Source organism: uncultured Marivita sp. (assembly GCF_947488135.1).
Taxonomy (GTDB): domain Bacteria; phylum Pseudomonadota; class Alphaproteobacteria; order Rhodobacterales; family Rhodobacteraceae; genus Marivita.
Genome location: NZ_CANKYW010000002.1, coordinates 439,335 through 464,879 on the forward strand (window position 1 = coordinate 439,335; position 25,545 = coordinate 464,879).

19 protein-coding genes are annotated in these 25,545 nt (G+C 61.2%); 10 read left to right on the top strand and 9 right to left on the bottom strand.

Annotation, left to right across the window (positions count from 1 at the left end):
- The first annotated feature begins 62 nt into the window (after positions 1–62).
- Positions 63–932 (top strand): MurR/RpiR family transcriptional regulator, encoded by an 870-nt coding sequence (locus tag Q1B16_RS09270; protein WP_299786946.1) that lies wholly within the window; start codon positions 63–65, stop codon positions 930–932.
- Here the strand turns inward: Q1B16_RS09270 and Q1B16_RS09275 are convergent.
- From Q1B16_RS09275 to Q1B16_RS09295, 5 genes are read right to left on the bottom strand one after another with little or no spacing between them, the layout of a single operon-like run.
- Positions 924–2,594, bottom strand: coding sequence for a Na/Pi cotransporter family protein (locus tag Q1B16_RS09275; RefSeq protein ID WP_299786949.1), 1,671 nt, complete (start codon positions 2,592–2,594; stop codon positions 924–926). The two genes, Q1B16_RS09270 and Q1B16_RS09275, sit on opposite strands and share 9 nt — an antisense overlap.
- Before the next feature lie 15 nt (positions 2,595–2,609).
- On the bottom strand, positions 2,610–3,437 hold the full coding sequence (locus Q1B16_RS09280; protein WP_299786952.1) for a DMT family transporter: 828 nt from the start codon (positions 3,435–3,437) through the stop codon (positions 2,610–2,612).
- A 52-nt stretch (positions 3,438–3,489) separates the two neighbouring features.
- Entirely contained in the window at positions 3,490–4,932 is a 1,443-nt protein-coding gene (gene phnY / locus Q1B16_RS09285; RefSeq protein ID WP_299786955.1) for a phosphonoacetaldehyde dehydrogenase, read from the bottom strand.
- Complete coding sequence (gene phnA, locus Q1B16_RS09290; RefSeq protein ID WP_299786958.1) at positions 4,929–6,188, bottom strand: phosphonoacetate hydrolase; 1,260 nt, start codon at positions 6,186–6,188, stop codon at positions 4,929–4,931. The genes phnY and phnA overlap by 4 nt, the downstream gene beginning before the upstream one ends.
- A gap of 10 nt (positions 6,189–6,198) precedes the next feature.
- Positions 6,199–7,380 (bottom strand): 2-aminoethylphosphonate--pyruvate transaminase, encoded by a 1,182-nt coding sequence (locus tag Q1B16_RS09295; RefSeq protein WP_299786961.1) that lies wholly within the window; start codon positions 7,378–7,380, stop codon positions 6,199–6,201.
- Positions 7,381–7,498: 118 nt separating this feature from the next.
- Between Q1B16_RS09295 and Q1B16_RS09300 the strand changes: the two genes are divergently transcribed.
- The 7 genes from Q1B16_RS09300 to Q1B16_RS09330 all read left to right on the top strand — a co-directional run bounded on the left by Q1B16_RS09300 (position 7,499) and on the right by Q1B16_RS09330 (position 16,564).
- Positions 7,499–8,374 (top strand): LysR substrate-binding domain-containing protein, encoded by an 876-nt coding sequence (locus Q1B16_RS09300; protein WP_299786964.1) that lies wholly within the window; start codon positions 7,499–7,501, stop codon positions 8,372–8,374.
- A 72-nt stretch (positions 8,375–8,446) separates the two neighbouring features.
- Positions 8,447–9,973, top strand: a complete 1,527-nt coding sequence (locus Q1B16_RS09305; RefSeq protein ID WP_299786967.1) for a sulfatase-like hydrolase/transferase — start codon at positions 8,447–8,449, stop codon at positions 9,971–9,973.
- A 234-nt stretch (positions 9,974–10,207) separates the two neighbouring features.
- Entirely contained in the window at positions 10,208–12,247 is a 2,040-nt protein-coding gene (locus Q1B16_RS09310; protein WP_299786970.1) for an ABC transporter substrate-binding protein, read from the top strand.
- Positions 12,248–12,365: 118 nt separating this feature from the next.
- Positions 12,366–13,370, top strand: a complete 1,005-nt coding sequence (locus Q1B16_RS09315; RefSeq protein ID WP_299786973.1) for an ABC transporter permease — start codon at positions 12,366–12,368, stop codon at positions 13,368–13,370.
- A 4-nt stretch (positions 13,371–13,374) separates the two neighbouring features.
- Entirely contained in the window at positions 13,375–14,574 is a 1,200-nt protein-coding gene (locus Q1B16_RS09320; RefSeq protein ID WP_299786976.1) for an ABC transporter permease, read from the top strand.
- Positions 14,571–15,566, top strand: coding sequence for an ABC transporter ATP-binding protein (locus Q1B16_RS09325; RefSeq protein ID WP_299786979.1), 996 nt, complete (start codon positions 14,571–14,573; stop codon positions 15,564–15,566). Before Q1B16_RS09320 ends, Q1B16_RS09325 begins: the two co-directional genes overlap by 4 nt.
- Complete coding sequence (locus Q1B16_RS09330) at positions 15,563–16,564, top strand: oligopeptide/dipeptide ABC transporter ATP-binding protein (protein WP_299786984.1); 1,002 nt, start codon at positions 15,563–15,565, stop codon at positions 16,562–16,564. Before Q1B16_RS09325 ends, Q1B16_RS09330 begins: the two co-directional genes overlap by 4 nt.
- On the opposite strand, the gene Q1B16_RS09335 is transcribed toward Q1B16_RS09330, so the two are convergent.
- The 3 genes from Q1B16_RS09335 to Q1B16_RS09345 all read right to left on the bottom strand — a co-directional run bounded on the left by Q1B16_RS09335 (position 16,565) and on the right by Q1B16_RS09345 (position 21,436).
- Positions 16,565–18,517, bottom strand: coding sequence for an SGNH hydrolase domain-containing protein (locus Q1B16_RS09335; RefSeq protein ID WP_299786988.1), 1,953 nt, complete (start codon positions 18,515–18,517; stop codon positions 16,565–16,567).
- A 171-nt stretch (positions 18,518–18,688) separates the two neighbouring features.
- Positions 18,689–20,026, bottom strand: coding sequence for a glycosyltransferase family 4 protein (locus tag Q1B16_RS09340; protein WP_299786991.1), 1,338 nt, complete (start codon positions 20,024–20,026; stop codon positions 18,689–18,691).
- Positions 20,027–20,041: 15 nt separating this feature from the next.
- Positions 20,042–21,436 (bottom strand): hypothetical protein, encoded by a 1,395-nt coding sequence (locus Q1B16_RS09345; protein WP_299786994.1) that lies wholly within the window; start codon positions 21,434–21,436, stop codon positions 20,042–20,044.
- 298 nt (positions 21,437–21,734) lie between these two features.
- Between Q1B16_RS09345 and xsc the strand changes: the two genes are divergently transcribed.
- Both xsc and Q1B16_RS09355 read left to right on the top strand, forming a co-directional pair.
- Positions 21,735–23,513 carry a sulfoacetaldehyde acetyltransferase gene (xsc, locus tag Q1B16_RS09350; protein WP_299786997.1) on the top strand — a complete coding sequence of 593 codons (1,779 nt, stop codon included), beginning with the start codon at positions 21,735–21,737 and terminating at the stop codon, positions 23,511–23,513.
- Position 23,514: 1 nt separating this feature from the next.
- Entirely contained in the window at positions 23,515–24,675 is a 1,161-nt protein-coding gene (locus Q1B16_RS09355; protein WP_299787000.1) for an acetate/propionate family kinase, read from the top strand.
- On the opposite strand, the gene Q1B16_RS09360 is transcribed toward Q1B16_RS09355, so the two are convergent.
- Positions 24,672–25,541, bottom strand: coding sequence for a phosphate acyltransferase (locus Q1B16_RS09360; protein WP_299787003.1), 870 nt, complete (start codon positions 25,539–25,541; stop codon positions 24,672–24,674). The genes Q1B16_RS09355 and Q1B16_RS09360 overlap by 4 nt on opposite strands.
- Positions 25,542–25,545: the final 4 nt, after the last annotated feature.

The following is a 25,545-nucleotide window of genomic DNA, read 5'->3' on the forward strand; positions in this document are numbered from 1 at the left end:
TTCGTTGATTATTGTACCAAGATCGGGGAGGATGTAGCGATTGCTACATAAGGCATCAGCCCATGGGAAAACCGCTTTCGGTCAAGGACAGGCTGCACGATCACGCCGGGGGACTGACCCCGGCGGAACGGCAATTGTCGAGCGTTCTGATGCGCGATTATCCCGTGGGCGGGCTGCAATCCATCACCCGCATCGCCGAGGCTGCGGGCGTGTCGACTCCGACGGTCATCCGCCTTGCGCGCAAGCTGGGCTTCGACGGTTTCCCCGAATTGCAGGCGGCGATGCGCGACGAAGCCTCGGCGCAGTTCAAGACGCCGATTTCCAAACGCGACGGGTGGGGCGACGCAAAGCCGATGTCGGCGGCGTTCAAGGCGTTTGCCGAAGCGGTGTTCGACAACCTCAGCCGCACCATCGACCGGCTGGAGCCGGGAACGCTCGATGCGATTGCTGCGGTTCTGGCGGATCGGCAAAGGCCGGTCTACCTGTCGGGCGGGCGCATCACGCGGTCGAACGCGGATTATTTCTACAACCACCTTCAGATCATCCGCCCGTCCGTGACCTTGCTAGGCGCGTCGCCGAATGTCTGGCCGCAATACATCCTCGACATGGATCGCGCGTCGGTCCTGATCCTGTTCGATATCCGCCGCTACGAGCGCGATCTTGAACGATTGGCCGAGCTTGCCAAGGAGCGCGATGCCGAGATCGTTCTTTTCACCGATCAATGGGGGTCGCCCATTGCGCGGCTGGCGGATCACGTGGTGAACGCGATGATCGAAGTCCCGTCAAGCTGGGATTCGACGCTTGCGATCAACCTCGTGATCGAGGCCCTGATCGCCGAGGTACAGACGCGGGTATCCGACACCGCGCAGGAGCGGATCGAGGCTTTGGAAGAGATGTTCCGGTCGACCCGGATCTTTCGGAAATCAACGTGACGGTTCGGGTTGACCGTCATCGGCAAGCCGACTGTCGAGCAACTGCCCCTCGCGCAGAAGGATCGGGTGGGCAACGGTCACGATCCAGGAATGCATTTCCTTGAGCGTGTAGGCGGTTTCGATATGCACATCGCTGGAGGCGAAACTTTCGGGCACGCCCGCGCTCAACCGCTTGAGATGCTCCTTGCGGGTCTTGCGTTCGAGCCGCGCCATCTCGGCCTTTTCCTCGAGCAACTGTCGCGCGCCGACAAGATCGTTGCTGACCAGCACGCTGGAGGCGGTTTCGAGGTTCTGGCACAGGCGTTTGTAGAGGCCTGACAGCTCCTTGAACCCGGCATCCGAAAAGGACAGGTGATTGTCGGACTTTTCCTGCGCCAAGGGGATCAGGCGTCTGACCAGAAGATCGCCGGCCGCTTCGATGGCGATGGCGTAATCCACAAGCGCGCGCAGCTCGCGTTTTTCCGATTTCTGCATCGCGTGGTGCGGAAGTTCAGCGGCAAACAGCCGGATGTCGTGCAGGGCCGCGTTGAGCACGTCGTCTTCGGCAACCAGCGCATTCGCCTGCTTGTGATCATAGCTCTGGTACAGGTCCATCACCGGCACCAGCATTTCGGAAAGAACATCGGTCATGCGAATGACCTCGCGCCGCAAACAGGCAAGGGCGCGCACGGGCGTGTCGGTCGTGCCCGGATCGAGATGCGATTTGTGCAACGGTTTCGCGATCAGGGCCGCAGGTGCGTCGGGCAAGAAGCGCAGTAACGCCGATTGCAAAGGCCTGGCGAAGACGATCAGGGTGAGGATAAGCGTGTTGAACCCGATATGCACGGCAACCAGCGTCGCGGCGTTGCCCAGATCGGAGAGCGCGTCGGGCAATCCGAAACTGTTGATCGCCGTCGCCGCCACCAGCGCGGCCAGCCCACGCAGGATGAGGTTGGCCAATGGAATCCGCCGCACCACCGGATCGGCGCGGCGGGTCAGCCAGACCGGGATCACAGCTGATCCCAGGTTGGCCCCAAGCACAAGCGATACTCCGGCGGCCAAGGGAAGCGCACCGATGGCGACCACCGCGACGGTCATCAGGATCGTGGCGACCGAGCTGTGCATGACAAAGGCGAGCGCGGCGCCGGTGATGAAGGCAGTGACAAAATCGCGTTCGAAATAGCCCGCGAGCGCAGGCAGGATTGCGCTGTCGCGCACGGGTTCGACCGCTTCGCGCAGATATCGCAGCGCGATCAGGATGAGGGCGATACCGACGAGGATGCGCCCCACCTGTTTCCAGTTCCGGGTCTGGGACTTGAGGAACAGCAGGCCTCCCGTGGCCAGCAGGAACGGCACAACTTCTTCCAGCGGGAAGGACAGCAGCATGATCAAAAGGGCAGAGCCCAGGTCGCCTCCGAGAACCATCGCGAGGCCGGGGGCAAACGCCATGCCGCCGCTTCCCGCGAACCCCGCCACCAAAAGCGTCACCGCCGCCGAGCTTTGCAGCACCATCGCCATGATCAACCCCGACGCCATCATCGTGACCGGCCCGCGTTTGCGGTTCATCGCGCGATGCAGGCTTGGCCCGAAGGCGCGTTCGATCCCGGTGCGCACCATGCGCACGGCAAAGAGCAGCAGCAGGACAGCGCCGGAAAGATGGAGAAGGAAAAGTAGGATTTGCATGTGTGTTCAAGTGTTTCAGGACAAGGCGAGGATCATGATCCCGCAGGCGACGATGGCGGCAGCCAGAAGGCGGCGGTTGGCCGGGCCTTCGCGAAGCCAGATCACTCCGATCAACGCCGCGAAGATGACCGAGGTTTCCCGGATCGCGGACACGATCCCGATGGGCGCCAGAGTTTTGGCGAAAAGCGCCAGCCCGTAGGCAACGCCCGAGATAACACCACCCGCCAGCCCGAGTGCAAGGGCCTTTGTGCTGATCGACCGGGCGCGACCGAAGCGTGAGCCGATGACAAAGACCGCGACAAAGATCTCGGCGGCGAAGAGCCAGACGACATATCCGATGGGTGCGCCTGACACGCGAATGCCGATCCCGTCAACCACGGAATAAGCCGCAATGATCGCGGAATTGATCAGCGCCGCGACGATCCCGCGCTTGTCCGCGTGGCGCACGGCGGCAAGGATCATGATGCCTGCGGACACGGTCAGAATACCGATCCAGGCCCAGAGCGACAGGTATTCATCCGCCCAGATCGTCGCGCCCAGCGCCACCATGACCGGCGCCGTGCCTCGGGCGATGGGGTAGATCAGGGACAGGTCGCCAAAGCGGTATGAGATGTCGAGGAAATAATAGTAGCCCCAGTGGATGACCGTCGATGCGATGATGAAGGGGAATGCAGCGGCAAGTGGGGCGGGCACGAAGGGCAGGAGAAGAATGGCCGGCAAACAATGCCCGGTTGCCACCAGCCCAAGCGTGATCGCCCGGTCTCCGGATGCCTTGACCAGTGCGTTCCAGAGCGCGTGCAGCAGCGCTGCGCTCAGAACGATCGCGAGGACTGGAAGGGTCACGCCTGCGCCTTGGGTCGCTTCAGCGGAGCCAGTGCCGCGCTTGCGACGTGCCTCATCCCGGCCAAGGCAGGGAGTAGGTCTTGACGTTGGTAAAGAACTTCATCGCCTCGATCACGCCTTCCTTCACGCCGTTGCCGCTGTCCTTGATGCCGCCGAAGGGGGACATCTCGATCCGGTAGCCGGGTTGTTCCCAGATGTTGCAGGTGCCGACATTCAACCCGTTGATATAGGCAATCGCACGGTTCAGGTCGTTCGTGCAGACGCCCGAGGACAGGCCGAAATCGGTGCTGTTCGAGATGCGCATCACCTCGGCGTCGTCGTCAGGGACGCGGACGATGGGAATGATCGGGCCGAAGGTTTCCTCCATCACCAGTTCGCTGTCATGCGGCACATGATCCACAACGATAGGGGGCAAAAGCGCGCCTTTGCGGCCCGGATCGTAAAGCACCTTCGCGCCCTGATCGGCGGCCATGTAGACGCGCTTCTCGAAGAGTTCGGCGGCCTTCGCATGGATCACGCAGCCAAGCTCTGTCGCCGGGTCTTGCGGATCGCCGAATTTGATCTTCTTGGCCTTCTCGACCACCAGCGGCACGAACCGGTCGGCCACGCTTTCCTGAACGAGGATGCGCTTGATCGCTGTACACCGTTGACCGGAATTGCCCGTGGCCCCGGCGACCGCGATGGTGGCCGCCTTTTCCAGATCGGCGTAACTCAGATCGTTGCAGACGATCAGCGGATCGTTCCCGCCAAGTTCGAGCGCAGTGCGTTTGTAGCCTGCTTTGCCCGCGATCATCTTGCCCACGGGCACACCGCCGGTGAAGGTGATGATGTCGATGTTTTCGTTCGTCACCATCTCGTCACCGATGTCGGCAGGCATTCCGGTGACGACCTGAAACATCTCAGGCGGCAGACCCGTCTCGTAGAGGATATCGGCCAGCGTCAAAGCGGTCAGCGGCGTCAGTTCCGTCGGCTTGCACACCATGCAGTTGTTGGTCGCAATCGACGGTGCGATCTTGTGGCTGACCATGTTCAGCGGGTGGTTGAACGGGGTGATCGCGCTGATGGCGCGGAGGGGTTCGCGCATCGTGAAGATCTTGCGTGCCTTGCCGTTGTGGGTGAGGTCGCAGGAGAAAATCTCACCATCATCCTTGAGCGCCTCGGCAGCGGCGAATTGAAAGACATCCTGTGCGCGCTTGGTCTCGTAGATGGCGTGCTGGTGGCAGATGCCCAGTTCCAGCACCAGCCATTTGGCGAGGTAGTCGCGCTTTTCGCCGATCAACTCGCCTGCGCGTTGCAGAATCTGGCTGCGTTCGTAGCGGGTGAGTTTCGGCTGGTAGTTCGCCGCGATCTCGAACGCGCGGCGGGCGTGTTCGGCGGTGCCCATCGGAACGGTGCCGATCACCTCGTCGGTGTAGGGGTAGCGGACTTCGAGGCGGTCCTTGGTGTCCACCTTTTCGCCGCCGATGCGCATCTGGTCGTGACGGATGTCTGTCATGCGTCGACCTCTTCCAAAGCAGCGGCAGTGGTGGCGTAGAAGAACGCATCGAAGTTGCGCAACTCCGGCGCGTTCGGCAGGTCGATCTTGCGATTCACGATGAACGGGACCTCCTGTTCGGTCAGCCCGCCGTGCGACCGCAGAGGTTCTTTCAGCGCGGCTAGGTCGTGGCGGTGGGCCGACGTGCCGATGGTCATGTTCTCGGTCGAGATCATGACGATGTCGCCGATCCGGTCGGCGGGCAGTTCGTATTTCTGAACCGCAGTCGCCTTGTCCACCACTTCGAGCATCTCTGGAAGCGCACGCAGGCGCGCGATGATGTCCGCTTGATCGGCCCCAGAGGGCAGGTAAGCGGTGGCAAAAGACCCAAGCGCACCGTGATGCACGACATAGGGATCGGTGATCGGCAGGATCACCCGCGCGGCGGCTTCGTCCAACCACTCGTCCAGCAGATCCTGCACATAGATCACCGCCGGGTCGCCGTTGGCGTCATGCTTGGGTTTCATGCCGTGGTCTGCGGTCACGACAATGGCCGCGCCCATGTCGTCCAGCTCTTTCAGGTAGCGGTCGAACATGGCGTAGAAGTCTTTTGCGCCCTGGTCATCCGGCGCGAACTTGTGCTGGATGTAGTCGGTCGTGGAGAGGTACATCACGTCCGGTTTCCACTCCTTGAGCAGCTTCACACCGGCGGCGAAGACGAACTCTGACAGGTCCGCGCTATAAACCTCCGGCACCGGCATCCCGAGCCAGTCGGACGCCTTGTCGATCCCGTGTTCGGCCTTGGTGGTGTCGCCGGAGCGCTCGGACGAAAAGGCAATCGCGCGGTCCTCGTCGAACTTCAGGCCCGCGCCGAGAAGCGCGCGCAGCTTGTCTTTCGCGGTGACGACGGCGACCCGCGCGCCGGCCTCGTAGAACTTGGAGAACACGGTCGGCGCGCGAAGGAAGCGCACGTCGTTCATCATGACTTCTTCGCCGGTTTCCGGCTCGTAGAGGAAGTTGCCGCAAATGCCGTGCACTGACGGCGGGCGGCCCGTCGCGATGCTCATGTTGTTGGGGTTGGTGAAGGACGGGATCACCGAATGGGCCAGACGGTCGGTCCCCGTTTCGCGGATGCGCTTGAGCGTCGGCATCAGGCCTTCGGCAATCGCCACTTCCAGGTATTCCGGCTCGCAGCCATCAAGGCAGATCGCAATCGCACAGGTCTTGGGCGCTGGGTAGGTGCGGTCGTTGGCGACCACGTCTTTCGTTATGGGCATATCTCTTCCTTCAGGCGGCGAGTTTCTTGCGTTCTTCCAAAGCGGCGGCGGGGGGTGCCGCATCTGTCACGTTCATGTCTTGCAGCGCGTCGCGGGCGGCGTCCACCACGCGGCGCATCACGTGGTCATCCATCTGGCCGATAACGCCAATACGGAACGACTCCACGACGGTCAGCTTGCCGGGATAGATGATGAACCCGCGTTTCTTCATAGCGTCATAGAAGCCCTGGAAGGTAAAGTTCGGATCGGCGGGGCAGAAGAAGGTCACGATGATCGGGCTGAGCCAGCGGTCGGCCAAGAGTGTCTCAAAGCCCAGGTCGCGCATCCCCTGCACCATCACATCGCGGTTGTTGGTATAGCGCGCGCCACGGGCGGGAACACCGCCTTCGGCCTCGTGCAGGTCAAGCGCCTTGAGGAAGGCGGCGACCACGTGGGTTGGTGGGGTAAAACGCCACTGGCCGGTCTTTTCCATCGTCGCCCATTGCGCGTACACATCGAGTGACAGGGAATGGGAATTGCCCTTAGACGCTTCGATCTCGTCCTTGCGGGCGATGACGAAGCCGAAGCCCGGCACGCCCTCGATACATTTGTTGGCCGAGGACACGAAGGCGGCGCAGTTGAGCTTTACCGGATCAAGCGGCAGCGCACCGAAGGCGGACATGCTGTCGATCAGCAATTTGCGCCCGGCAGCCTGTGTCGCCTCAGCGATTTCCTCGACCGGGTTGAGGATGCCGCTTGAGGTTTCGCAATGGATCGCAAGCACGTGGGTGATCGTGGGATCGTTCGCGAGGATTTGCGCCACCTCATCGCCGCGTGGCGGCAGGTAATCACCCTTGTCCAGCAGGTGACAGGCGCGCCCCAGATAGTCCAGCGTCTGCGCCGCGCGTAGCCCGTAGGCGCCGTTTGCCAGCACCAGAACTTTGCCATCGCGGGGCACAAACGACCCCAGCATGGCCTCGACGCAATAGCTTCCCGAGCCTTGGATCGGCACGCAATCGTAGTCGTCCGCGCCATTGCCGATGAGTGCCAGCAATCGGCGGCGCAGGTCGCGAGTCATGGCGCGGAAATCGTCGTCCCAGCTGCCCCAGTCGCGCAGCATCGCCTGTTTGACCGCGTAGGCGGTGGTCAGCGGGCCGGGGGTGAGCAGATAGGGTTCGCCAAGTTCGGGGGCAGGCAATGGTGTGGCTGGCATGATGCGGATCCAAGGCTGTTCCCGATCCGATATGTGGACCGCGCGGGCATATGTAAAATCTTTGTTTTCTATTGATTGATAGGGTACGCCTATAGCAATCCACCATGTCGGAGGCCCGATGCGCTACAGCCAGCTCCGTGCGTTTCACCATGTTGCCCTGCATGGCGGGTTTTCCCGTGCAGCGCGGGCGCTCAATATCTCGCAGCCGTCGGTGTCGGATCAGGTTCGGCAGCTCGAGCAGCGGCACGATATCCTTCTGTTCACCCGCGAAGCCCGGCAAGTGCGCATGACGGAAGCTGGAGAGGCGTTGTTTCGCCTGACCAGCGAGATGTTCGAAGTCGAGGAACGGATCGGCGCGCTGTTCGACGAAAATCGCGCCGGGCTGTCGGGGCATCTGCGCATCATGGCGGATTCCGCCATGCACATCACCGATGCGGTGCAACGCTTTCGCGAGGCGAACCCGGATGTCTTTGTCACCATCCGCACCGGCAACACCGAAGACCTGCTGCGACGGTTGCGCAACTACGAGGCGGAAATCGGCGTTGTGGGCAATACCATCTCTGCCCCCGACATTGACAGCATCGACCTTGGGCGCACGCCCATCCTGGCGCTGGTCGCCAAGGATTATCTACCCGCCAGCACGCGCTGGATCGCATTCCGGGACCTTGCGCGGTATCCGCTGATCTTTCGGGAAGACGGCTCGCGCACCCGCGCGCAGGTCGAGGAAGAGGCGGCGCGATTGAAGCTGAGCCTGACGCCCGTGATCGAGGTCGAGGGGCGCGAGGCGATGCGCGAGGTGGTGGCGTCGGGTGCGGGCATCGGCTTTATCAGCGAAGCCGAATTCGGGCATGATCAACGGCTCAGGACGATCCCATTTCAGGACATCGACATCGGCATGTCGGAATCGCTTGTCACGCTGTCGGCGCGTCGGGACGTTCCCTTGATCCGGGGGTTCGTCAAAGCGGTGCATCGCACCCTTGGTCGCAAACAGTAACTGGCGCGACCCATAGGTTTTACCTATGGTGATATATAATTCACCTGTCTTTACATATGGCGGATGCTTGGCATGATCGACCCAATCCTGGGAAGTGCCGTGACGGAAACCAAGCTGAATACATTGTTCATCGTGATCGACCAGCTGCGCGCGGATTGCGTGTTCGGGGCGCTTGCGGCACATCTTGATCTTCCCAACATGCGTGGATTGGCCGACGACGCCGTGTCGTTTGTGAACCACTATTCGGTGACGTCGCCTTGTGGCCCGTCGCGCGTGTCCCTGTTGACCGCGCAATATGCGTCGAACCACGGGGCGCGGCGCAACGGGACGCCGCTCAAGCGTGACACGCCGAACCTTGCCACCGTCCTGCGGGCGCAGGGCTACGATCCGCTGCTGTTCGGGTACACGGATACGTCCCACGATCCACGGTTCCTGCCCCCGGACGATCCCCGCCTGTTTTCCTACGAAGAACTCGCGCCTGGATTCACCGAAGTCGTCAGGATGCGGCTGGAGGAGGATTCAACCGCATGGGAATCCCACCTGCGGGACCACGGATATGACGTGCCGCCCTATCCCGAGATGTACCGGTCGGTTGGCGACACACCCGACGCCCCCGCGCTATATGCGGCAGAGCACAGCGATACGGCCTTCCTGACGGATCGCTGTATCGAGGATCTGGCCGATCGGCCGCAAGGATGGTGTGCGTTGCTGACCTATATCCGGCCGCACCCGCCCTTCGTGGCCCCGGCGCCCTACAACACGATGTATGCGGACGCGGACATGCCAGCGGCGCGCCAAGCGTCCGATCCTGACTGGCACCCCTTTGTCGAAACGGCCCGGCGCAAGAGCAGCGTTGCGTCCACCGTGATCGGCTTCCCTGATCTTGAGGCGTCCGAGGCCACCACGCGCATGATCCGAAAGCTGTATTTCGGGCTGGCCACAGAGGTGGATCATCATATCGGGCGCGTGATCGCGTGGCTGAAGGAGACCGGGCAGTACGAGAATACTCTGATCGTCCTGACCGCGGATCATGGAGAGATGCTGGGCGATTACGGTCTGTGGGGTAAGATGACCTTCCAAGATGCGGCCTTCCACGTTCCGCTGATCGTCCGAGACCCGAAGAGCAGCGCGCGCGGCACCGTTGTCACCGCGCCGACGGAATCCATTGACGTGACGCCGACGATCCTTGCCTGCCACGGGATCGACGCACCGCATTCGATGGACGGGCGCAGCCTGAAGCCGTTTCTGAATGACACGACCCCGCATGACTGGCGGCAGGCAACCGTATCCGAGCTGGATTTCGGCGATCCGATCAGGCCGACCCTTTGGCAGACCGATCACGGCCTGTCCGTAGATGCCGCGAATCTGGCGGTGTTGCGCAGGGACAACCTGCGATTCGTTCAGTTCGCCGGGGGGCTGCCGCCTATCCTTATGGATGTATCGGAAGGCAGTGAGACCCGAAATCTGGCTAAAAATCCGGCACATATGCAGACAATGCTTGATTTGATGCAGGAATTGCTTTGCCATCGAATGGTTAACACCGATGGGACGTTCTCGAGGACCCTGATCACCGGGGACGGCGTGAAGGTGGCTTCATGACCCAAAGCGCTGTCACGGTTCTGTTAAGGTTGCCAGTGATACAGGCTGCGGCTGTTCCGCTGCGGGCTGACAACACGAAGGAGATGCCACGCTAGAATTCTGTCCATCGCGCGACCTCTTCTGCCGTTCGGACCGCGCGACATCATTGGACACCCGAAATGACCGGACAGTCACTGTACCGGGACAAAAAGGGGGAACAGCCCCCATCACCACTTGGAACCAACAGGAGATAAAATGAAACGACTTCTTCTATCAGGCGTGGCCATGATTGCCCTGCCGGCAGCGGCCTATGCCAACTGCCCGGCAATCACGCTCGCCGACATGCAGGGTATCGCCCCCGGAGACTATCCGCAGCAATACGAACTGAGCACGTTTCAGGAAGCTGCCGGATGTACGATGGAGTTTGCCGCCAACCCCGAGATCGACGCGCTGAACGCGCAGATCAAGGGCAACCCGGAGCTCCCGCCGCTTGCCGAACGTATCCCGGCAGAGCCACTGGTCGTGGTGCCATATGAGAGCGTCGGCCAATATGGTGGCGAACTGAACGTCCTGTCGAACGCGACCGAAGCCGGCACATCGGACTTCCTGTCGGTGCGTCACGTCAACCTCGTGCGGTATTCGGATGATCTTCAGACCATCGTTCCCAATATTGCGAAGTCGTGGGAGTGGAACGACGATTACACGCAGCTGACCTTTACACTGCGCGAAGGTCACAAGTGGTCGGATGGTGCGCCCTTCACCAGCGCCGATGTGGCGTTCTGGCATGACAACCTGATGATGGACACCAACATCTACGAACAGCCGCGCGACTACGTGACCGTGGGTGGCGAGACCATGACGGTCGAAACGCCGGATGATGTGACGGTGATCTTCAACCTGCCTGCGCCCAAGCCCGGGCTTCTGGCGCATTTCGCGACGTCTTATGCGCAAGGCTTCCAGCCCAAGCATTTCCTTGGGCAATTCCATCCCGACATCAATCCTGATGCAGACAGCTACGCGCAGTCTCTGGGGTTCGAGAATGGCTATGACGCAATCCTGGCGTATTACGGCAATTCCGACTGGACCGACACGCCAACGCCGATGCTGTCGCGGTCCGACATTGTCGATGGGTTGCCTAAGGCGACGGTTCCGACACTGGAGTCGCATATCTACATCCAGGACACGACCGAGGGTCGGAAGCTGGTGGCGAACCCCTATTTCCACCAGGTCGATCCTACGGGCCAACAGCTTCCGTATATCTCGACGCAGGATGAGCTTTACATCAACGACAACGAAGTCCGCATCCTGAAACTGGTGAACGGCGAGGTGGACTACAAATCGCAGTCCGTCCGATTGGAATCCGCGCCACTGCTGCTCGAAAACCAGGAAAAGGGCAACTACTCGGTCCAGCTTGCCCCGACCGTGAGCATGCCCGCCTTCAGCTTCAACTTCACATCCGAAGACGAGGCCAAGCGCGAGCTGTTCAACGACATCCGCTTCCGCGAAGCGATGTCGATCGCGATCAACCGGGATGAGCTGAACGAGATCGCCTATTTCGGACAGGGCGAACCCGGTCAGGTCGCGCCGTTCAACCCGGCGCCCAATTTCGTCGATCCGAAATGGTCGAGCTACAAGGCGGAGTACGATCCCGACACCGCCCGCGCTCTGCTGGACGAAATCGGCATGGTCGACACCGACGGTGACGGGTTCCGCGAATTGCCCAATGGCGATGCGATCACGCTCAACATGCAATTCTCGACCCAAGGCATCGCCGGAAGCGTCGTGGAGCTGGTGGGTCAGAATTGGGCCGATGTCGGTGTGCAGACGCAGGTGAAAGAGGTGACGCCCGACGAATATCGTTCGGCGCAATCCTCGAACAAACTGGACGTCGGGTTGTGGCAATACGGTGCGCCGCTGGCGATCCATCTGGGCCTCAACACCTTCTTCCGTCCGCCGTTCGGCACCTATTTCGAGCACCGGACTGGGATGTTGTGGGGTGAATGGCTGGATACCGATGGCGCATCGGGCGTAGAGCCGCCGGAATGGGCCAAGAAGCTGGCGGACGATATCACCGCCTTCCAGTCGGCCACTCCGGGATCGGACGAGGCGAACGAACTGGGCGCTGGTCTGGTCGAGAATTTCGTCGGCAACATGGTCATGATCGGAACGGTGAAAGCTCCGGAGCCAATCTACGCGAGCAACAACCTCAAGAACTTCACCGACTTCAAGACGTGGTCCTACGAGTACTACCGGACCTACCCGTACCGCGCCACGCAGTGGTGGCTGGAGGAGTAATCCGACACGAAAGCGCTGCGGGCAGGAACTCCTGCCCGCAGCACGACAGGGAATGAACGTGGCTTGACGAACAATCCGGGTCCACCGGAGACGCAGTCACCTTGCAGGGGCACCCTTCATGCTGAACTTCGCGCGATTTGTGGCGACACGCGCTATTCTGGCGATGATCACGCTGATCATCGTTTCGCTCGTGGTGTTTTCGCTGATGGAGCTGGTGCCGGGCGATTGCGCAGAGCGGTATCTGGCCTTCAAGAACACCCAAGGGTCGGGAATTTCGGCCGCCGATATCGAAAACGAGCGCGTCCGCCTGGGCCTAGACCGGCCCTTCCTGGAACGCTGGGGCAAATGGATCGTCGGGGCTTTCCAGGGCGAATTCGGCGACAGTTGCATCCTGCGCGTGAATATCGCGCAGCTTCTGGGAGACAAGTTCTGGATCTCGCTCGGTCTTTGCCTCGCTTCGCTGATGCTGGCCTATTCGATCGCGCTTCCCGTGGGGATCATCGCTGCCGCGTCGGACAACGCTATTCTGAACAACTCGCTGCGCCTGTTCAGCTATCTGGGTCTGGCGCTGCCCAACTTCCTGCTGGCGCTGATGATCATGCTGTTCTCGACCGTGTATTTCGGGGACACGCTGACCGGTCTGTTCTCGGCCGAATACCGCGATGCGGATTGGAGTTGGGGCAGGGTGATGGACCTGCTGAGCAACGCGTGGTTGCCCATTTTCATCCTCGGCTGGTCGGCCACCGCCTTTGCCTTGCAGACGGTACGGGCCTTGATGTCGGACGAGATAGGCAAGCTGTATGTCACTGCCGCATCGGCACGGGGGGTGCACGGGCGCAAGCTTTTGTGGAATTACCCCGCGCGCCATGCGCTTGGGCCGATCGTCAACAGCCTTGGTTTTGACCTCAACCGTATCTTCAACGAATTGCCCATCGTCGCGCTGATCCTGACGCTGACCGAAGCGGGCGCGCTGTTGATCGAGGCGCTGGCACGGTCCAATGACCAGCAGCTTGCAGGCGCGATCATCTTTCTTCTGACCGCGTCCATCGTGACGCTCAACTTCCTGACGGACGTCTTGCTGGCGGTGCTCGATCCGCGCGTCCGCAAGAGCATCGTGAGGTGACGCCATGACGACGACACCCGATCCCCTCAAGCCGAACCTCGCCGAAACCACCGGCCCGCATGTGCAGGTCGTCGAGACCGACGCCGCGGTAGAACGCCGGTCGAAAGAGGCGTATTTCACCGCCTCACAGGGCCAGTTGATCTGGGCACGCTTCAAGAAGCAACGCGCCGCGATGGTCGCGGCCTGTGTTCTGGCCTTCCTGATCTTCACCGGGATCTTCGCACCCTTCCTGTCGCCCTATAATCCGACGATTGCGGGCAAAAACGATGACTATACCAACGGCGCGCCGCAGATCCCGATGTTCTGCGATGTGAATGGCTGCTCGTTGCGCCCGTTCGTGCACGCCGTCGAACGCGAACGGTCGATGGCAACGAATTTCCGCTGGGTGACAACCGTCAACGAGGATGAACGGAACTACATCTATTTCTTCGCCGAGGGGTGGGAGTACAAGCTCTTCGGTTTCATCCCGATGGACACGCATTTGTTCGGCACGCAGGACGGGTTCGTGCATGTCTTCGGCACGGATGCCAGCGGCAAGGACATCTTCTCTCGCACGTTCCACGCCATCTGGACATCATTGCAGGTGGGGACAATCGGCGTGTTGATCGCCTTTGTCCTTGCCTTGGTGATCGGCGGTGTGTCCGGCTATTACGGTGGGTGGATCGACTCTGTCTTGCAGATGATCACCGACGCGGTGCGAACGGTGCCCGCCATCCCGCTCTTCATGGCGGTGGCGGCCTTCATGCCACCTGAATTATCGGCCGAGGAACGGTTCTTCTACATCTCGCTGATCCTTGGCCTGATCGGTTGGCCCACCTTGGCGCGGCGCGTGCGCACGCATCTATTGACCGAGCGCAATCAGGAATATGTGCTGGCGGCGCAGCTCTGCGGGGCTTCCTCGGGGCACGTGATCCGGCGGCATCTGTTGCCCAGCTTCACCAGCTACATCATTGTCGATCTGGTGATCTCGTTTCCCTACATGGTGCTGTCGGAAACCGCGCTGTCCTTTATCGGACTTGGCCTCAAGGACCCGGTAAACAGCCTTGGCGTGATGCTTCAGAACGTGACCAGCGCGGACGTGCTACTCAACTATCAATGGTACTTCATCCCGGTGATCTTCTTCATCGCACTGGTGATGGCCTTCGTATTCGTGGGCGATGGCCTGCGCGACGCGGCAGACCCCTATTCGGACAATAACAAATGACGGCCCTGATCGACGTAGAAAACCTGACGCTGCAATTTCGCACCGATGAAGGGCTGATTACGGCCGTCGACAACGTGAGCTTTTCGCTTAACCGGGGCGAGGTGATGGGGCTGGTCGGGGAAAGCGGCTCGGGCAAATCGGTGACTGCGAAGGCGCTGATGCACCTGAATGCGCGCAATGCGGTCTACAGCCCGGAAAGTCGGATCACCCTGCACACCGACAAGGGCCCGGTGGATGTTCTGTCGCTCAAGACACCGCGCGACTTGAACATCGTCCGGGGCGGCGCGGTGTCCATGATCTTTCAGGAACCAATGGCAAGCTTCGCACCCGCGATCACCATCGGCAAGCAGATGGTCGAACAACTCCAGTTGCACGGAGACTACACCAAGGATCAGGCGAAACGCTGGTCCATCGAGATGCTCGACCGGGTCGGGATATCGGATGCTGACAAGAGGTTTGACCAATACGCGTTCGAGCTGTCCGGCGGGATGCGCCAGCGCGCGATGATCGCGATGGCCTTGTCGACCCAGCCGAAGCTGCTGATCGCGGACGAACCGACCACGGCACTTGACGTGACGATCCAGGCGCAGGTGATCGACCTGATGAAAGACCTCGTGGCCGAGTTTCATATGGGGATCGTGTTCATCACCCACGACCTGGGCGTCGTTGCGCAAACCGCCGACAAGGTGAACGTGATGTATCTTGGCCGCATGGTCGAAGAAGGCCCGGTGCGCGAGGTGATCCGCAATCCCAAGCATCCCTACACGCAGGGTCTGCTGGCGGCACTGCCCAAGCTTGACGATCTCGATGCGCCCCTGACCCCGGTGCCGGGGGACATCCCATCACCGTTGGAACGGCCCTCGGGCTGTGTGTTCCACACGCGGTGCAGCAAGGTGGTCGGCGATATCTGCAAGCGGGTCGATCCGAAGGACCGGCAGATCGACGCGACGCACAAGGTGGCCTGCCATATCTACGACGAGGTGCTCGCATGAGTGATGTTCTGATCCGGGCAAAGGGTCTGTCGGTCGGATTTCCCATTGGCGGAGGGCTTTTCGGCAAGCAGATTTTGAAGGCGGTCGACAACGTGTCCCTCGATATCGAAAAGGGGTCCTTTTTCGGCCTCGTTGGGGAAAGCGGTTCCGGCAAGACAACGTTGGGGCGCGCGTTGCTCAAGGCGGCACCGATTACCGGAGGTGGAGCGCATTACAGCGATGGCGAGGTTGATTATGATCTCGAACGGATCACGCGCGACCAGCTCAAGGATTATCGCAAACGGGCGCAGTTGATCTTTCAGGATCCCTACGCCGCGCTCAGCCCGCGCATGACGGTGCGTGACATCATCGCGGAACCGCTCGAAGTGATGGGACTGACGAAGAACCGTCAGGAAACCGACGCCCGCGTGCGCGAGATCGCGGCGAAATGCCGGTTGAACCTCGAACATCTCCGCCGCTTTCCGCACGCCTTTTCCGGCGGTCAGCGGCAGCGTATTTCCATCGCGCGCGCGCTGGTATCGGCACCCAAGTTCATCGTGGCAGACGAAAGCGTGGCGGCGCTCGACGTGTCGATCCAGGCGGATGTGCTGAACCTTCTCAAGCAGATCCAATCGGACATGGGGCTGACCTTCATGTTCATCAGCCATGACCTGTCAGTGGTGGCGCATACCTGCGATCATGTGGCGGTCATGTATCTGGGCCGGCTGGTGGAAACCGCGCCGACGCGCAAGTTGTTCGCGGCGCCGAGGCATCCCTACACGAAGGCGTTGTTTTCAGCCATTCCGTCGCTTGATCCGGACGATCGGGGAAGTGCGCAGAAGTTGACCGGTGAGATTCCCTCGCCGACCAATCAGCCGTCGGGATGCAAATTCCACACGCGCTGTCCCTTTGCCATCGACCATTGCAAGCGGGTGGAGCCGCAGCTTGAATCCGACGGGACGGGGCATGACGTGTCCTGCCATCGGTGGAAGGAACTGATGGCTTCGGAAGCCGCCTGATCAGGTTTCTGGTTCGCGCCGCAGCGGAACGTGGCTTTGTGATCGTTTCAGATCGTTTTCGAGGATCGGAGCAAGTGCAAGTGCGCCGCTCGGGCTGAGCAGCGTCGAGGTGATGTAATCGCTCGAAAGCCCACCGCGCGCGTCACAACGCGTTTGCGAGCAGTAGGCGCCCCACGTGTCGACATAGGTCATGCGACCCGTTGCGGCCAAGCGGCGAAACATATCGTCGACCCTGGCATTCCTTTGCGCGGCGGCCTCAATCGTCACGGTGTCCGAGAGGGCGGGCATTCCCATATACAATCCCGCACCCGGCACGCTCGACCGGGCGGCCATCTCGGCATCGAAATGCGGCTGGGCCGGAACCTGCCGGAGGACCGAGACCCGCAGACCCTGCTCTGCCAGGATATTCATCGTGCGTTCTGCGGCGCTTGCCACGTAGTCCGCCTGACGTGTGACATCGATCGGGGTTCCGTCCATCGGCCCCAGACGAACCGCCGAACGCGGGAACAGCTCGACGCCCTTTGTGTCGGTGTAATACGTCCAATCCCCCACCAGCGTGACCTGGCGGATGCTCCGCAGATGCGGAATGGCTTGAAGCACTTGGGCCGAGTGTTGGTCGCAATCGCGTCCCGAGATTTCTTGCGCCGTCGCGAAGCGTGTTTGGAGACCGTCCAGCGGCACGCAGTTTGGTTTCGCGATCAGGATCGTCGGAACCTGTGCGCGGCGCGCTGCCTCGGCGAAACCGGACCGGATCGCGTCGAGTTGATGATCGCCCCAGACAAGAACCCTTGGCGGTCCGTCCGGGCCAAGCCGACAAACCCGGAGTCCTGCCAATGGCCCCTCGCTGACCATTGGGCAGTCGAAGGCCGGGTCTGCGTTGTCCAGAGCGTGGATGTAGGCTTGGGCGCTTTCCGGAAAACGGATCTGAAGCCCCTGTGTCGCCATCCCGACCACGCCGTTCACAAAAAGCACGATGGCCAGCACCGCGCTGATGACAAACTGATTCGTTCCCATCCGCTCTTCGAAATGTTGCCAGACTGTCCACGAGAAAATCGCGAAAAGCAGGCAGGGAATGATCAGGATCAGGAAGTCGGACTGTGTTTGCTCCGTGATGCTGAGCGCGGTGTTGAGTTTCGTCAGCGGAACGGCCCAGAGAAAGGTGTGCAGCGCCATGCCGAACCAGCGTCGCCGTTGTGCCGACATCTCGGGTGCAAGATTGCGCGGGCGGCTTCCGAGATAGAGAAACGCCAAACCGGACGCCACAAGCGCGCGGGACATCAGCGTGTCGCCGGCCGCCGTGATCGACAGGATGCCCGCCAGCAAATTGATCACGCCGATCAGGATGGCGTATTTCAGGATCGGAAACCGGTTGGTTGCGATGAAGGGAATGGCCCCGAACAGAAACGCCCAAAGTCCCCCGAACGGGAGGATCTGAATGATTTGGCTGTCCCACAGCGACAATAGCAAAGACGCACCGGCCAACAGGCAGAGTGCCGTCAATAATCGGAACTGGTTGTGATAAAAGTTCCAGTACAGAAAGCCGAGGATCGCGCAACATTGGCCGATCAGCGCTGGGATCCACAGGTGGTCGAACAGCCCGTCGAACCGCAAACCCGATTCAACCGGAAACAGGGCCAGCCCGAGGTTGGTCGAGAAGGTCGCGGCGAGCAGCAGCGAATGACCCAGGTTGGTGTATTCTTCCGGCAGGAACACCATCCAGCCGACGATGAACAGCAGGATCGAGCAGCACAGAATGCCGATGAAATAGGCCTGCAACACGCAGATGACCTGGCTTTTGAAAATCTCGGGGCCGCGGATCAGCTGGTTGGCGCACCATGCGCCGCAAAACACCAGAATGATATCCTTGGCGAATGCATCGGTGCCGACGCTGCCTGTGCCAAGCGCGGCAAGGATGAACGCAAAACCCGCCATCGCAAGCAGAAACTGCCGCATCTCCGAGCGGGCAGACTCTGTGTCTTTCAGATCGAAAAGATCCGAAATCCTGAGGCGATGACGGGTTTGCACGATTTACAATTCTACAGACACGGCCCCCACCGCGCGTAGAAGATACCCGGCGGATACACGATATGACAACGTCAAAGGTGGAAACAGTATGTGTGGGTTCTACGCCGATTTGATCGAATTCGGCCGCAAATCTGCCTTGAAAATGTCGGGTTTCCCGGATCGAGATTGCGCGCGTGTCCAGTCGTACACCTCGCGCACCTGCGCGGCTTTCTGCGACCACAGGAAATACGCATCGACCCGCGCCTTGGCTTTTTGCGCCATCGGGGCGAGTATCCCGGGTGTTTCGGCAAGCTGGGTCAACCGATCTCTGAACCCGGATATGATGTCTTCCCGGCTGCCGCACGGGACCTTGAACCCCGTGTCTGCCGTGACCAGTTCGCCCGGTCCGGCATAATCGACGACAAGGGGAACGACCCCCAAAGCCATCGCCTCAAGCACGACACCGCCGCCGAATTCGCGGATCGACGGGAAACTCAGGATGTGGGACGTGCCAAGGATCGATTGCACCTGTGCATGCGGTATCCATTTGTGGAAGGTCAGACCGGTTTCGCAACACAGGGATTTGGCCTGTTCGGTCAGGTCCGCGAACATCGGGCCATCGCCGATGATATCGAGCGTCATGCGGCCCGACCGCAGCAAATCCGCCGCCGCCGCGATCAGCATATCCGGTCCCTTGTAGGGGACCAGTCTGCCCACGAAACAGGCGCGCAGGACCGCGCCTTCGGGAAAGGCGGTCTGATTGAACCGCGTCGGGTCGATACCGTTCTCGGGGAGGTAGACGGTTTTGTCTTGGTACTTTTCAGGCACTTCGCTTTGCGTGTGGCGCGATCCGACCAGGATCGCAGAGGCGTGCTTCAGGGTGCTGGTGCGGCCCGGCAGGTGCTTGTACGCGCTGCGCAGATAGCTCAGCCATTCCTTTTCGGCCCGTCGTTCCGCGTCGAACTGCCGGGGCCACGGCACACCGCCATTCAGCGGGCCAAGCACGAAGGGCACGCCCGCACGGGCCGTTTTCCGGGCGATGGGCGAGGCGATGGTCGGGCTGAGCGGTGTGATGCGATGCACGAGGTCAAACTCGCCTGCCTTGATCGCCGCGCCAAACTCTTTCCAGACAAGATGCTCGAACCACGGATAGATCAACGCATTGATGGCCTGGAGCGTGGTCCAGCCTTTCCCGTCGCCCATCCGCAGCTTTTCCGCGATGGCCCAGAGCGGGCGTGCCACAGCCTCCGAGTCGATAGCGGTGAAATCCCGACCTTCGATCAATCCGGCCCTCAGGATCGCTTCACGGTTCCGCACCTGCGTGACCAAATGCACATCCGCAACCTCGCGCAGGGCTTGCGCCAAAGACCAGCCGACAAGCGGGACGCTGACCCATTCGGGATTGGCGGCCTCAGCAATGGCCAGAACGCGTGGGCGATCTGATTTCGAAACGGTCATCTTGTGACAGGTACCTTACAAAACAGGGCGCCATTGCAGGCGGTGGCGGGACTGGTAGGCATCTCGGGACTGACGAAGCGACTCCGCGTATCCGGTCAGGGCACCGGCCATCAGCCACGTCAATGGGGTCAGCGTGGCGTTGGGCAGCATATCGAAGACATTGACCGCGAGGATCAGCGACAGGGGCACGATCAGGGGCGAATAATCCTCGGGCGCGCGGTAGCGGATCTCTCGCCACAGGAACAAGACCGGCATGACCAGCAGGCTGAATTCGGCCAGAAAGCCAAGCCAGCCGAACTGACCGATCAAGATGACCCAACGCCCGTCCGTGACGGTTTCGACCTCACCGCTGGCCGGGTCGATGATCTGGTTGCGGTTGTAGCTTCCCCATCCGAAAAGCGGCCGCTCCTTGGCGCGGTCCAAGAGTAGGTTCTCGTTCTCGAACCGGAACGACAGCGATGCTGCCCTGTCCGGTGAGATGCTGTCCGCCGCCCACAGGATCTTGCCCTGCGGCACAAGATCGACACCCTTGAGCGCGGGATAGGCGATGGCGAAGCTCGCGATCACGACCGCGAAGCGCATCTGCCATTTCGGACCGACAAAGAGAAATGTCGGGACAAGGACCAGCGCAAAAAGCCAGGCCCCGAGCGATTTCGCTAGGATCAGGACGCCAAGAAGGTAGGCCGCGATCAGCAGCAGCTTCCAATTCGATTTGATCTGTTTCGTGCGCCACAGGGCGAGCGCCGACAGGAGCGCCATCAGGAGGAAGAACGCCGCCCAGATGCCGTGGTAGAGGAACACCATGGGGCGGAAGCCGCCAAAGCGGATCGTCTGGATGAAATCGTGCTGGTAATAGCCGTAGACCCACAGGTTCAATTGCGGCGACAGACGGACTTCAAGCAGCATCGGCAGGGAATAGATCAACCCCCCGATCATGAAGGCGAACAGCAGGTCGCGCTGGTCCTCGGCGCGATAAAGGAACCGGCGGGCCAGCAGGAAGGGGATGACCAGCAGGATTTGCTGAACCACGAGGCCCAGCGAATCCTTCAGCGTCATCGCCTGAATGAAGTATTCGCCCCAGTAGATGGGGTCCGAATTCAGCACCGTTGTGACCGCGGGCGAAAAGACGAAGAGCAGCAGAAGGCCGACAGTGACCGGTGATCGTGGAAAGAGGTTCAGGTTCGCCGAATATATCACGAGCCACATCACCATCGCGCTGAGCGCGGGAATGGTGTGTTTGGTCAATGGCGGGATCAGCGGGAAATCGAAACCGGCGGGGGGTTCGGGCAGGAACAGGTAGCCCACGAGCAATGTCGCGATCACAGCCCGACCCGGCGGCAGTCTCAGGAAAAGAAACACCGTGACCAATGGCCAGACAGCCAATGCGAGCGTTGCCAAACCATTTGGCATTCGGGGTCCTGCCTTTGTTTGCCTGCGGGCGCGGATCACGTCTATGGGCGACCGGTCGGATACGCCGTATGCCATTTCCCGGTCTGATGCTACGCAACATACTGCATTTCAAATCCGGCACAAATGGCACGGGAATGCAGCAATTGCATGGTTGGCAACGAGGTTCGGGCCGGATGCCCACATTCGGTTTTGGCTATAAGCCGTTCCCGCAAGTGGCCCTATTGAAGGGGGGCCGTCACCGTTACTGTCTGCGCAATCGCGCCGGGGTCAGCCCGCGCCCTTGTTTGGGAGAACGACCATGAAAATGACCACCGAAGAAGCCTTTGTCAAAGTGCTCCAGATGCACGGGATCGAACACGCGTTCGGGATCATCGGGTCTGCCTTCATGCCGATTTCCGATATCTTCCCGAAAGCCGGCATCACCTTCTGGGATTGCGCGCACGAAGGCTCGGGCGGGATGATGGCAGACGGTTACACACGCGCATCCGGCAAGATGAGCATGATGATCGCCCAGAACGGTCCCGGCATCACCAACTTTGTCACCGCCGTGAAAACCGCCTACTGGAACCACACGCCGCTGCTACTGGTCACGCCGCAGGCCGCGAACAAGACCATCGGTCAGGGTGGCTTTCAGGAAGTCGAACAGATGAAGCTGTTCGAGGACATGGTGGCTTATCAGGAAGAGGTCCGCGATGCCTCCCGCGTGGCCGAAGTGCTCAACCGCGTGATCCTGAATGCCAAGCGTGCCTCGGCCCCGGCGCAGATCAACATGCCACGGGATTTCTGGACACAGGTGATCGACATCGACCTGCCCGAAATCGTCGAATTCGAACGCCCCTCGGGTGGCGATGCTGCGATAGAGAAAGCCGCCGAGCTGATGTCGACCGCCAAGTTCCCGGTGATCCTGAACGGGGCCGGTGTGGTTCTGGGCGGAGCGATCCCGGCGTCGATGGAGTTGGCGGAACGTCTGACCGCGCCCGTCTGTGTGGGGTATCAGCACAACGACGCCTTCCCCGGGTCGCATCCACTGTTTGCCGGACCTTTGGGCTACAACGGGTCGAAGGCAGCGATGGAGTTGATCTCACAGGCTGACGTCGTGCTCTGCCTTGGCACGCGCCTCAACCCGTTCTCCACCCTGCCGGGTTATGGCATCGATTACTGGCCCAAGGACGCCACGATCATTCAGGTCGACATCAACCCGGATCGCATCGGTCTGACAAAGAAGGTCAGCGTCGGCATTATCGGCGACGCCAAGAAGGTCGCGCAGGGCATTCTGGCGAAGCTGTCGGACAGCGCGGGTGATGAGGGCCGTGAAGATCGAAAGGCTCTGATCGCCAAAACCAAATCCACTTGGGCACAACAACTGTCGAGCATGGATCACGAACAGGACGATCCGGGCACGACCTGGAACGAACGCGCCCGCGCCGCCAAGCCGGAATGGATGAGCCCCCGCATGGCGTGGCGCGCGATCCAGAGCGCGCTGCCGAAAGAGGCGATCATAAGCTCAGACATTGGAAACAACTGTGCCATCGGCAACGCCTATCCGTCCTTCGAGGAAGGTCGCAAATACCTCGCGCCCGGTCTGTTCGGCCCCTGCGGCTATGGCCTGCCGTCCATTGTCGGTGCCAAGATCGGCTGTCCGGATGTCCCGGTCGTGGGTTTCTCGGGCGACGGTGCCTTTGGGATTGCTGTCACCGAACTCACCGCGATTGGTCGCCCGGAGTGGCCCGCGATCACGCAGATCGTGTTCCGCAACTACCAGTGGGGCGCAGAAAAGCGAAATTCGACGCTTTGGTATGACGACAACTTCGTCGGCACCGAACTCGATGAAGGCGTCAGCTATGCCGCGATTGCGCAGGCCTGTGGTCTCAAAGGGGTCGTTGCCTGCACCATGGATGAGCTGCGCGATGCGCTGGATCAGGCGATCAAGGACCAGATGGAGCACGGCAAGACCACGCTGATCGAAGCGATGATCAATCAGGAGCTGGGTGAGCCGTTCCGCCGCGATGCTATGAAAGCGCCGGTTGCCGTGGCCGGGATCGACCCGGCGGACATGCGCCCGCAAAAGGTCGCTTGACATGGCAGGCCCCGCACATGACGGACCGATCCTGGTCCTCAATGCGGGGTCGTCCTCGATCAAATTCGCACTGTTCAATGGCGCCCTGGCCCTGATCCTGTCAGGGATCGCGGACTCCATTGGCGGCGCGTCAACGCTTCGGATCGGGGACACCTGTGCCGAGATGGCCTTCGCCGACCATGCCGAAGCGCTTGAAGCGATCCTCGATTGTCTGTCCGCCCGGGGCTTCGCGCCCGAGACCCTTCGTGCCGTCGGTCATCGAGTTGTTCATGGCGGTGCCAAGCTGACCGCTCCGATGCGGGTGACAGAGGCGGTGCAGGACGAGATCGCCAATTGCACACCGCTTGCGCCGTTGCACAACCCGCACAATCTGGCGCCGATGAAAGCGCTGGCACGGCTCGCGCCGAAGGTGCCGCAATTCGCGAGTTTCGACACGTCGTTCCACGCCACGAACCCTGATGTCGCGACGCGCTATGCCATCCCCCGGATCGTCGAAACGAAGGGCATCCGCCGCTACGGATTCCACGGGCTCAGCTACGCCTCCCTGGTGCGGCGCCTCCCCGAGATCACGGGCCAGGCGTTGCCGCGTAGGCTGCTTGCGTTTCACCTTGGCAACGGGGCGTCGCTTTGCGCGATCAAGGATGGTCAGTCTGTTGCGACGACCATGGGCTATTCGCCTCTGGATGGGCTGACAATGGGTACGCGATCTGGCGGGATCGATGCGAATGCGGTGCTGCGCCTGGTCGAAGACAACGGTCTGGAGCGCACCAAGGCGATCCTGAACCACGAAAGCGGGCTTCTGGGCTTGTCTGGCGGAAAATCCGACATGCGCAAGCTGATGATGGATCCGTCCGAGGACAGTGCTTTCGCCGTGGACCATTTCTGCTATTGGACGCTGCGCCACGCAGGGTCGTTGATGGCCGCTCTTGAAGGGGTGGACGCCATCGCCTTTACCGGGGGTATCGGTGAGAACGCCAAGGAAGTCCGCGCGCGCATCCTGCGGGGATTGCATTGGGCGGGGGTCGCCTTTGATGCCGAACGCAACGACCGGAACGAGGCGCGCCTGCATCAGGACGACTCGCCGGTTTCTGTCTGGATCGTGCAGGCCGAAGAAGAGCGCCAGATCGCGATGGATGCGCTGCGGCTTCTGGCCGAGGGTTAAGCCGTGGGCACAGAGGCAAGTGCAATCGTGACCAGTGTCGCCGCGACGATATCCTCGACCGTGGCACCCCGGCTGAGATCGCAGACTGGATGCCGAAACCCTTGCAGGAACGGACCAATCGCTTGCGCACCGCCGAGTTCCTGGCAGAGCTTGTATGCGATGTTGCCTGCGTCCAGCGAGGGAAAGATCAGTACGTTGGCATCGCCAGCACCGAGGCCCTTCTTTTGTGCGATGCCCGCATTCAACGCCGCGTCCGCCTGGATCGGACCGGTAAAGCCGGTGGCGTCTGCCACGCTGCGCACAATCTCCACGCTGTCGCCCGCGCCGCTGGTTCCGGTGGAGAACGACAAAAGCGCAACGCGCGCCGCGCCAAGCAGGGCGGTGCCTGTCGCCTCCGACGCGCGGGCGATCGCTTCGAGGGCAACCGCGTCGGGCGACACGTTCACCGCGCAATCCGCAAACACGAATTCCCGGCCATCGGGAAAGACCATCAGAAAATACGACGACGGGATGCTGACCCCGTCGGACAACCCGATCCCCATGCTTGCCGCTTCGATCACGCGGCGAGTCGGGCTGTCGGCCCCGGCCACCATTGCGTCGGCCAATCCCGCGCGCACCATCGCGGCGGCGCGGTATAGCGGCTTTTGCAACAGGCGGCGCACCAGCGGTTCCTTCGTGCCGCGTACCTCCATCATCGCGGAGACGAGCGTATCGCTCACGTCTTCGACAACCGGGACCGGAGTGCAAAGTCCGTCGCGTTCCAACTGGCGCGCGGCTTCGGCGACGCGCGGGTCTGTCAGTTCCGGGAACACCACTTTTGCCTGCGCCGCTCTTGCTGCGTCGCGTGCACGGTCGATGACGCTCATTCTG

Excerpts from the sequence above, each read along its gene's own strand:
- Q1B16_RS09270 (WP_299786946.1), top strand. The coding sequence starts at position 63 with ATGGGAAAACCGCTTTCGGTCAAGGACAGGCTGCACGATCACGCCGGG.
- Q1B16_RS09275 (WP_299786949.1), bottom strand. The coding sequence starts at position 2,594 with ATGCAAATCCTACTTTTCCTTCTCCATCTTTCCGGCGCTGTCCTGCTG.
- phnY (WP_299786955.1), bottom strand. The coding sequence starts at position 4,932 with ATGACAGACATCCGTCACGACCAGATGCGCATCGGCGGCGAAAAGGTG.
- phnA (WP_299786958.1), bottom strand. The coding sequence starts at position 6,188 with ATGCCCATAACGAAAGACGTGGTCGCCAACGACCGCACCTACCCAGCG.
- Q1B16_RS09295 (WP_299786961.1), bottom strand. The coding sequence starts at position 7,380 with ATGCCAGCCACACCATTGCCTGCCCCCGAACTTGGCGAACCCTATCTG.
- Q1B16_RS09300 (WP_299786964.1), top strand. The coding sequence starts at position 7,499 with ATGCGCTACAGCCAGCTCCGTGCGTTTCACCATGTTGCCCTGCATGGC.
- Q1B16_RS09305 (WP_299786967.1), top strand. The coding sequence starts at position 8,447 with ATGATCGACCCAATCCTGGGAAGTGCCGTGACGGAAACCAAGCTGAAT.
- Q1B16_RS09310 (WP_299786970.1), top strand. The coding sequence starts at position 10,208 with ATGAAACGACTTCTTCTATCAGGCGTGGCCATGATTGCCCTGCCGGCA.
- Q1B16_RS09315 (WP_299786973.1), top strand. The coding sequence starts at position 12,366 with ATGCTGAACTTCGCGCGATTTGTGGCGACACGCGCTATTCTGGCGATG.
- Q1B16_RS09320 (WP_299786976.1), top strand. The coding sequence starts at position 13,375 with ATGACGACGACACCCGATCCCCTCAAGCCGAACCTCGCCGAAACCACC.
- Q1B16_RS09325 (WP_299786979.1), top strand. The coding sequence starts at position 14,571 with ATGACGGCCCTGATCGACGTAGAAAACCTGACGCTGCAATTTCGCACC.
- Q1B16_RS09330 (WP_299786984.1), top strand. The coding sequence starts at position 15,563 with ATGAGTGATGTTCTGATCCGGGCAAAGGGTCTGTCGGTCGGATTTCCC.
- Q1B16_RS09335 (WP_299786988.1), bottom strand. The coding sequence starts at position 18,517 with ATGCGGCAGTTTCTGCTTGCGATGGCGGGTTTTGCGTTCATCCTTGCC.
- Q1B16_RS09340 (WP_299786991.1), bottom strand. The coding sequence starts at position 20,026 with ATGACCGTTTCGAAATCAGATCGCCCACGCGTTCTGGCCATTGCTGAG.
- Q1B16_RS09345 (WP_299786994.1), bottom strand. The coding sequence starts at position 21,436 with ATGCCAAATGGTTTGGCAACGCTCGCATTGGCTGTCTGGCCATTGGTC.
- xsc (WP_299786997.1), top strand. The coding sequence starts at position 21,735 with ATGAAAATGACCACCGAAGAAGCCTTTGTCAAAGTGCTCCAGATGCAC.
- Q1B16_RS09355 (WP_299787000.1), top strand. The coding sequence starts at position 23,515 with ATGGCAGGCCCCGCACATGACGGACCGATCCTGGTCCTCAATGCGGGG.
- Q1B16_RS09360 (WP_299787003.1), bottom strand. The coding sequence starts at position 25,541 with ATGAGCGTCATCGACCGTGCACGCGACGCAGCAAGAGCGGCGCAGGCA.